Here is a 1,484-nt window from a genome sequence, read left to right as displayed (position 1 = left end):
AGGGACAAAGCTCCCGCCCACTGGCCGTGCTTGCGGTCGGACAGGAACACCAGGGCCGGGACCTCGCCGTTTCCGTCGATCTTCAGCTTCGACCAGGCCTCGAAATAGGTCTCGGTCGGCTGCTCGCGTTCGCGCAGGTAGGCGTAGACCTCGGGCCAGACGCTTTCCGCCACCCGATAGGCCACGCCGCGCACCGCCCCGCCGGGGGCCAGGCCCAGCACCAGGCCCGGGCGCTCGTACGTCCCCCGGTGATGCACCGAATAGATGCAGAAGGCGCGCCTGCGCCCATGGAGGACCGCCGTTCTTCGGTCTATGAACGGGAACCCGGGCCGCCACATCAGCGATCCGTAACCGAACACCCAACGATCGCCGCCCCGCGGCTGCTCGCTCGACACGCCTGACACCCTCACCGACCGGAACAGCCCCTTCGCCCATGACCCATAGCGACCCGACGCCGTCCCGCAAGCCCCGCCGTCGCGGCCTCGCCTTGCCTTTCGTCCTCGCGGCCCTGGTCTGCATCGTCTGGAGCGTCGGCTGGTTCTGGCTGCGCAACGAGATGGTCACGCGGATGGACGCCACCGCCGCCCACCTGAAGGCCGAGGGCTACGACCTGTCGTGGACCCGGCGCGAGGTCACCGGCTTCCCCTTCCGGCTGGACGTGCGGCTGGAGAACGCCCGTGTCGCCGAGCCCTCGGGCTGGGCCGTCCGCGCGCCCAAGCTGAAGGGCGAGGCGATGATCTACGGCGTCGGCCACTGGATGATCGTCGCGCCCGCCGGCGTGGTGCTGACCCGCCCCGAGAAAGGCGACGTGGTCGTCACCGGCGAGGCCCTGCGCGCCAGCCTGGACGGCTTCGACCAGTATCCGCCGCGCATCTCGATCGAGGGCGCCAAGCTGGTCTTCACCACCGCCGCCGACGTCGAGCCATTCCCGATCAGCTCGACCGACGCCTTGCAGCTGCACCTGCGCGCCGGGCCCGATGACCAGGCCGCGATCCTGTTCAAGGCCGACGGCGCCAAGGTGGCCTTCACCGGCCTGCTGGGCCGCATCGCCCAGGACCGCACCGCCTCGCTCTACTGGGACTCGCGACTGTCCAAGGCCTCGGCCCTGCGCGGCGACAACTGGACCGACGCGGTGCGCGACTGGACCGCCGCCGGCGGCGCCATCAGCGTCGAGAGCGGCAAGCTGACCGCCGGCGACGCCCTGATCGAAGCCAAGTCCGGCGCCCTGACCGTCGATCCGAACGGCCGCCTGCGCGGCGCCCTCGACGTCACCGTGCGCGAAAAGCCCTCCCCCGCCGAAGCGATCACCGACGCCCGCTCGGCGGCCGCCGCGATCGCCGCGGCCGCCGGCCAGGACCCGACCCTCAGCGCCACCTTGGACTTCCAGAACGGCCGCACGCGCCTGGGGCCCTTCGACACGGGGCCTTCGCCGCAGGTGTATGTGCCGCGCTGACCCAAGATTCCCTCTCTCTTTGAGAGAGGGA

At 71.2% G+C, this 1,484-nt stretch carries 2 protein-coding genes; one reads left to right on the top strand and one right to left on the bottom strand.

Going from position 1 to position 1,484, the window contains the following annotated elements; all coding sequences use genetic code 11:
* On the bottom strand, positions 1-395 hold a 395-nt coding region (locus DMC18_RS20875; protein ID WP_110133274.1), incomplete at its 3' end, for a gamma-glutamylcyclotransferase.
* Between the two features lie 38 nt (positions 396-433).
* Between DMC18_RS20875 and DMC18_RS20870 the strand changes: the two genes are divergently transcribed.
* Positions 434-1,453 (top strand): DUF2125 domain-containing protein, encoded by a 1,020-nt coding sequence (locus DMC18_RS20870; RefSeq protein WP_110118030.1) that lies wholly within the window; start codon positions 434-436, stop codon positions 1,451-1,453.
* Positions 1,454-1,484 lie beyond the last annotated feature (31 nt).

Source organism: Caulobacter sp. D5, assembly GCF_003185805.1.
Classification (GTDB): domain Bacteria; phylum Pseudomonadota; class Alphaproteobacteria; order Caulobacterales; family Caulobacteraceae; genus Caulobacter.
Note: the sequence above shows the minus strand (reverse complement) of the source record. Positions and strands in the feature narration are given on the sequence as shown.

Excerpts from the sequence above, each read along its gene's own strand:
- DMC18_RS20870 (WP_110118030.1), top strand. The coding sequence starts at position 434 with ATGACCCATAGCGACCCGACGCCGTCCCGCAAGCCCCGCCGTCGCGGC.